Annotated in this window: 5 protein-coding genes and 1 pseudogene; 2 read left to right on the forward strand and 4 right to left on the reverse strand. The window is 60.5% G+C overall.

Annotation, left to right across the window (positions count from 1 at the left end; translation table 11 throughout):
• Positions 1-509 precede the first annotated feature (509 nt).
• Positions 510-704: pseudogene (locus AX703_RS26565) on the reverse strand (transporter); the annotation flags it as partial.
• On the opposite strand from AX703_RS26565, the gene AX703_RS10240 reads away from it, so the two are divergent.
• The gene (locus AX703_RS10240; protein WP_231735481.1) at positions 686-952 is read left to right on the forward strand and encodes a hypothetical protein; all 267 of its coding nucleotides are present in this window, start codon (positions 686-688) and stop codon (positions 950-952) included. The pseudogene AX703_RS26565 and the gene AX703_RS10240 sit on opposite strands and share 19 nt — an antisense overlap.
• Before the next feature lie 57 nt (positions 953-1,009).
• On the opposite strand, the gene AX703_RS10245 is transcribed toward AX703_RS10240, so the two are convergent.
• Genes AX703_RS10245 through AX703_RS10255 form a run of 3 tightly spaced genes read right to left on the reverse strand, consistent with a single transcriptional unit; the run spans position 1,010 to position 4,412 of the window.
• The gene (locus tag AX703_RS10245) at positions 1,010-2,401 is read right to left on the reverse strand and encodes an FAD-dependent oxidoreductase (protein ID WP_062343900.1); all 1,392 of its coding nucleotides are present in this window, start codon (positions 2,399-2,401) and stop codon (positions 1,010-1,012) included.
• Positions 2,398-2,754: a cytochrome c gene (locus AX703_RS10250; RefSeq protein WP_062343901.1), complete on the reverse strand. Its 357-nt coding sequence runs from the start codon at positions 2,752-2,754 to the stop codon at positions 2,398-2,400. The genes AX703_RS10245 and AX703_RS10250 overlap by 4 nt, the downstream gene beginning before the upstream one ends.
• Positions 2,754-4,412: an FAD-binding oxidoreductase gene (locus tag AX703_RS10255; RefSeq protein ID WP_231735482.1), complete on the reverse strand. Its 1,659-nt coding sequence runs from the start codon at positions 4,410-4,412 to the stop codon at positions 2,754-2,756. Before AX703_RS10255 ends, AX703_RS10250 begins: the two co-directional genes overlap by 1 nt.
• 225 nt (positions 4,413-4,637) lie before the next feature.
• On the opposite strand from AX703_RS10255, the gene AX703_RS10260 reads away from it, so the two are divergent.
• Positions 4,638-5,627 (forward strand): helix-turn-helix domain-containing protein, encoded by a 990-nt coding sequence (locus tag AX703_RS10260; protein ID WP_062343902.1) that lies wholly within the window; start codon positions 4,638-4,640, stop codon positions 5,625-5,627.
• Positions 5,628-6,202 lie beyond the last annotated feature (575 nt).

Genomic DNA, 6,202 nt, shown 5'->3' on the forward strand with positions numbered 1-6,202 from the left:
GAACAATACTACGCTACGGCACCCCAAGCGACTCTCCCGCGGAGCGGGTTCGTGCGTTGGGACAGTGCTGCCGTTCCAAATTGATAGATCGGATGGCAGCTCCTGTCTGGAGCCGACATACATCGTTTGCCTGACTGGCATCACAGATCGGCAGAAAGTGGGCCGATTGTTGACCGCCCTCTTTCGGGGAGAAATCGGCTAAAGCTGCCGTCAAGCAGCTGACTCTTAATCAGCGAGTCCTAGGTTCGAGCCCTAGTGCGTCCAACAAATTATCTAGTGAAATCAATATACTAATGACCACGCACTTCGAGATTTCCGCGGAGCCTTTGCTGCTAGGTAGCTCTCTAGGTAGCAGGCCGATAATATCGCCCCACCGCAAAAAAACGCGCCTCGGGCACTTTGGACGAAACCTGCCGCGACTTGAGTTGGTGTTCCGAGCGCGCCCGCGTGAATGCCTCGGCGATTCGGGTGGCAGTGAATGAAACCCTTCGCCACGACAACGTGGCGGATCAGCCGAGGCTTTCTTCGATCATCAATAGAGCGAGCAAGCCCACGAAGGACATGGCGGTGATCAAGGGGCTGTCTGGCTGCTCGTGCGCTTCAACGAGCAGTTCCTCGGTAACGAGATACAGCAATGCGATCAGTCCAAAAGCCAAGAACCCGATTATCACCTGAGCCGGGAGCAATGCGACGGGCGTATCTGCGCCTGTTTGACAGCCATGTCGAAGCCCGACGTATCGTTCGACGCGATCATTTGTCAGATGCCGCTTGGGGGATCTGTCATCATATTCTTTATGCCCTTCCCGGCGAGGAATGGCGCATACAAGCGATGCTTGATCTCGTCTTGAGCGAAGACCCATGGACTTTCGAACAGGAGCGACGACAAGGTGAGCTACTCGGGTATGCCGATTGGATGAACGATTACTGGTTGGAGCAGATTTACCGGCGCTGAGGGGCCGCGCCACCAATCACGGTCATTCGCTTATGAGTTCACGGCCTAATTTTGTTTTTATTTGATGGCTTCATGCACCCGCGCCTGAAGTTGCCCAAGCGGACTGCTTCCGAGCGTCGAAGCCGCGAGTCGGCTCAATTCGAGAGTTTCGGAGACAAGGCCAAACCCTGCTTTGCCCATGTCCGTAATGAGCTGCGATGCGCAGGCGGCCACCGTCGAGATGCCCGCTACGGGGCCGGGCTCGTAAGGCAGATATAACGCCTGAAAGAGCGAGCGACCACATAGCGACAATTCGACAAGCAGCGGCAGCTTGTGAACATCAAGCGCGGCACTGGCCGTCTTCATCATGGAGATGGCCGCGTCACCCTCAATAGGCGCGACGAAGGTCATCCGTGCCGCAGCACTGCCGTTACGCGATCCGAAGTGGGGAGCGCCGGGACCAGGTGCGCCGCTCATCAGGGCAATCTGCTCGCGCCAGGCGGGATCATTGCCCAGCGCTGCGGGATCCAGCTTGCGGCAGCCCGCAATCTGGCCCAGGCCGCCATCGACCATCGACGCGATCAGCGCGACCGTGGCAGGGAGGCCATAATGAGCGCCGAACAGCCGCCACTCGCCACGATCCGCCGCGATGGACCCGCGCGCTGCGTCGAACGGGTTGTGCGTGATCGCGATCGTGCCCGCCAGCGTGTTGGAAAGCTTGAGCGGGCGTAGAAACTCGATCGCAGCCGCCAGCGCGTCATCATCCTTCAGGTCGAAGGCAAAGGGCTGGATCGCCGGCGGCTTTCCCATCAGCCAGATGCCGATCTGCGTGGGGATCATGCCGCCCGACTGAATCGCCAGCCCGTCCGAAAACGGTCCGAGCGCGAACTTGTAGACGTTCCAGGTCCGGCTTTCCGGCATCGCGCCCATGCCCGTGCCCACCAGCGCGCCATCGGGCAGGACGAACTCGCCGCCACACTGAACCAGAGCGTGATCGGCATAAGGCGTGAAGCCCATGCCCTTCGAGAAGACGCTGCCCGCGATGGAGGCGTTCGGGTCGCGCTCGGCATCGACCATCAGCGGCAGGTCATGCTTGGCAAGATGACTCGCGAGATCCGCGAAGCTCGCACCGGCCTCGACGCGCGCGAAGGCATAGTCGAGATTAACCTCCAATATGCGGTTCATGCGCGAGAGATCGAGCACCAGACAGTCACCGTCACCGCCGAGCGAGGCCCCCACACTTGAAGCATTATAGAGGGTCAAGAGGGCGAGCCCGTCCTGCCGCGCCTGTTTTACGAGGGCGGCAAGCTCATCGCCATTGCCCGGGCGCGCGAGCGCTACGATGTTAGCGCGTGCACCCGCGATGTTGCCATGGCGCGTCACGATCTGCCGCAGCGCATCCGATCCGGGCGCATCGACGTTCGCATCGCCGACGATCCGGCCAATGGCGTCGATCGAGAAATTGCTCATGGCTTGCCTCCCGCGACATGCGCCGCCAGCAGTTCGAGTTCTTCATCGGAAATCTCGGTGGGTCGAAACGGCGGCATCATGTTGAAGCCGTTGCGGACGGCATATTTGACAAGATCCTTGTCGACGCCTTCCAGCCCGATCAGCACGGATCGATTGTCCCCGAAATCGCCCGCCATGCGCAGCGTTCCGGGGTGGCCTGGCCCGGCATCATGGCAGGCCGCGCACCAGTGCTCGTAGAGCTCCTTGCCAGTTTTCGGCCGGGTATCGGCAATCGCGACTTTTTCGTCCTTGCCAGCCTTGCAGCCGGCGAGGCTGAGCAGGATCAGCGCTGCACAGGGGATGAAACCGCGCATCACTTGCCTGCCTCCCGATAGCGTTCGGGCCAGATGCCGCTCTTGCCGGGAGCGAGAATGCCCGCCGGATCAAGCCCTGCCTTGAGCCTGGCGTTGAGGCGGCCCAGCGCATGGTCATTCCATGAGAAGGTGGAGGCGACCTTGTCCATGAGATCGAGATGCGTCCGGTAGACGCCGAAATGGTCGGCGGCGGCATCGTCGATCAGTGCCTCCAACAGGTCGAGCATGCGCTCTTTCTCTGCCTCATCGTCGCGCCGAAAGGCCGGCATGAAGATATGATGCATGTCGCGCCAGCCGACGACGAACTCGCCGAAATAATCGAAACCCGCGCGGGTCGAGAGTTCGCGCACGCGATTATATTGCCGCAGCGCGAGCCTGCCATCGACAGGAACGACCGGGCCGAAGCCAACATGAGCGGCATTAGGTATCCAGGCGACCGTGCCGAACTCGGTCATGTTCGGAATGCCGCGCATCAACTTGGCACGGTAGGCAAAGGCAGCGCTGCCCTTCTTGTCGTCAGCCGAATAAAAACGCGCGCCTTTGATCGAACCGAGCGCATCCTGAATGACCGGCCATGTCGCGTCCATGACCGCCTCAGGGCCGTAAAGCGCCCCGTAGAAGTTCCAGGCACCAATGCCGAGATCGGCCATGAGCTTCTTGCGGGCGCTGTCCGGCAGGGGGCCGGCGCCGTCATGATACTGGTCCTTGCGGACCTCGACTGCGGCTTCCCAGATCAACTCGGTGCTGGTTGCCGCGTTGGGAATGATCTGCGCGAGCTTGAGCGGGCGGATCGCCTCGGTGAGCGGCTCGATGGCCGCCTCGTCCGGGAAGGTGACCATGTAGGGGCGATAGCCGGGCGGCTCGGGCATGAGCTGGACGCCCAGCCTTGTAACCACGCCGAAGTTCGACTGGGTGAAGAGGCCGTCCAACCAGGGGCCGTGCCCATAGCGATAGGTATGTTCGGCGCTCCGCCCGGGCTGGCCACCCATGCCGGTATCGACGACCGTCCCATCCGACAACACCAGTTGCATGCCGCATTGCTGTTGCAGGAAATGCTCGCCCATGGGCGTGTACCCGACGCCGCGATCGAGCAGATTGCCCACGACGCCACCCCAGCCCGGCGCCGCGCAGTCGATCCACAGCTTCGAGTCCGTCATCTGGAGATGGCGATAAAGATCCCTGTAGGAGACGCCCGGCTCCACCACGGCATAGGCATGGCGCTCATTGACCTCGATGATGCGGTTCATCCGCTTGAGGTCCAGCACCAGAGTGCCGGGCATCCGGGGCGCGGGCCCGCCATATCCGAAATTCCGGCCGGTAGAGATCGTCCAGACCGGGACGCTATGGTCCCGCGCGATCTTGAGAAGCGCCTGTATTTCTTCCACCGTACGCGGCGCCACCGCGGCCGAGGGCATGTGCGCCTCGATCGGCTTCATGGCGAAATGATCGTGATAGCCCAGGAGGCCTGTCTCGTCGGCAAAGACATAGCGGGCGCCGACAACGGAGCGCATGGCGCGCAGCGCCTCCTGGAAGGCCGTCCCTGTAAGACCCGGCGGCATGGTTGCCATATCCGTCGCAGCCCAAAGGGCATTCTGACCGACAAGGCCGAGCCCTGCCGCGAAAGCCGACCCTTGCACGAACCGGCGTCTGGTCAACATGTCTTGGTCTCTCCCCTAGCGACGGTCTTGAGCGTGCCTGCTTGGTGCCAGCGGTCTATCTGGTCCACATGGCGTTCCGCCGCGCGGCTGCCAGTGCATGGAATTCGTTCTGAGAGTGCAGGGCTCCGGAGCAAATGGCGGCCGCTGTTGCGATATCGGGCCGCAGCATCTAATTTCGGTTGGAAGGCAGGGCTTGAGTGTCCGCAAGAGAGAGGAGCAGGACAAATGGGCAATGTCAGGGAAACTGCGCCTGACCGCTGCTGGACGACGGAAGCGTTCGAGGCGCAATCAAGGATGTCGGGCTGGACGGACATTGTCTCCCGGCACATGACCGAGATGGATGTCGGCAGCGAACAACCGGAATCCTATTGCGCTTCATGGCGACAATTCGGCCTCGGCGCGCTCGAACTCAACTTCATCACCGCAACGCCTCAGCATATCCGACGCACGCTAGCCATGGTGTCGCGCGGCGGTAGCGCGAGCTACGAACTGGTCTTCATGAAGCAGGGCACCATGCTTGTGCGCTACAGGACCGGCGACGAATTCATTGCAGAGAGTGATTTCGCCCTGCTGCGCAATGCCGAACCCTATGAATTCATCTGTCCGGAAAAGAGCGTTGCCCTGACTGCGCATGTGAGCGCCGACTGGGTCGGCCGGTGGTTGCCGAGCCTTGAGAGCTTTTCCGGCCTGTCGTCGGCAGTCCGGCAGGCTTGGGGTCGCCCGCTGGCCGCTATGTTTTGCACGATCGACGAGGCTGGGCTGGATGACATCGCGCTGCCGCGAGAGGTACTTGCAGACCAGATCGGCGCGCTGCTCGGGCTGATGACGGCAACGCAGGGCGATGCGCTGAAATCACAGCATCACGCGATGCTGCGGCGTATCCGGGCGCTCCTCCATGAGCGCAGCCATGAGCCTGATCTCGATCCTGGTAAACTTGCCCGGGACATTGGCATCTCGAAACGTCACCTGCACGGGTTGTTCGCCGCCGCTGGCTCAACCTTCGGCCGGGAACTGATCGAATTTCGGCTGATGTACGCGGCGCGCTATCTGCGGGATGCCCGGTATCGCGCCTTGTCGATCACCGAAATCGCCTATCAGACCGGCTTTAACGACACGAGCCATTTCGCTCGCCGCTTCAGGGGACGGTTCGGCTGCAATCCCCGCATATTTCGTGCCGAGGCGTTCCAAGACCCATTAATTATGGCCAAAAAATAAGGGTAGCAACGAGAGCGATGGCGGAGAAGAGGCGGTGGGGCATCGCTCGATTTTTCCCCTGTGGTTTATCAAGGCGCAGTAGAATGCCCAAATAATCAACCGTCAGTTGCTACCAACCCTCTTTACCAGTTCCGAGAAGCATCAATCAGGTCCACACAATCTCATTGGGCAGTTGGCATTTGTGATGGTACGAACAATGTTAAGAAAGAAAATACTACGATAATAACAATACCTTGCCGCAATAATTCGGTGGCCGTAGGGGTCACCATATATCAATGGCTTATGATCAGCCTTGGTCATTTCGTCGAATATCGGTCAAATGAATCGATCCGGAAATTTGCGCATTGGCGTGGATTCGAGGAGGGGCGTCAGCGATGCGCGACGCAGAGAGATGCATGAACACCGCGTTTGCGAACGCGATCACCGTAGCCTTTACCAGGTTCGAGTGGCGACTGGCGCTTAAACATCACATTTTCGCTAGTCATTTTCATCTATCGAGCGGGGGCGAAGGCCGAGCGTAAGCTGGACACCCGCAAAAACCTGGTAGTTCGAGGCGGATTGGTCCGAGGAAGGGT

The sequence above is a fragment of the Novosphingobium sp. CCH12-A3 genome, assembly GCF_001556015.1.
GTDB classification, from domain to species: domain Bacteria; phylum Pseudomonadota; class Alphaproteobacteria; order Sphingomonadales; family Sphingomonadaceae; genus Novosphingobium; species Novosphingobium subterraneum.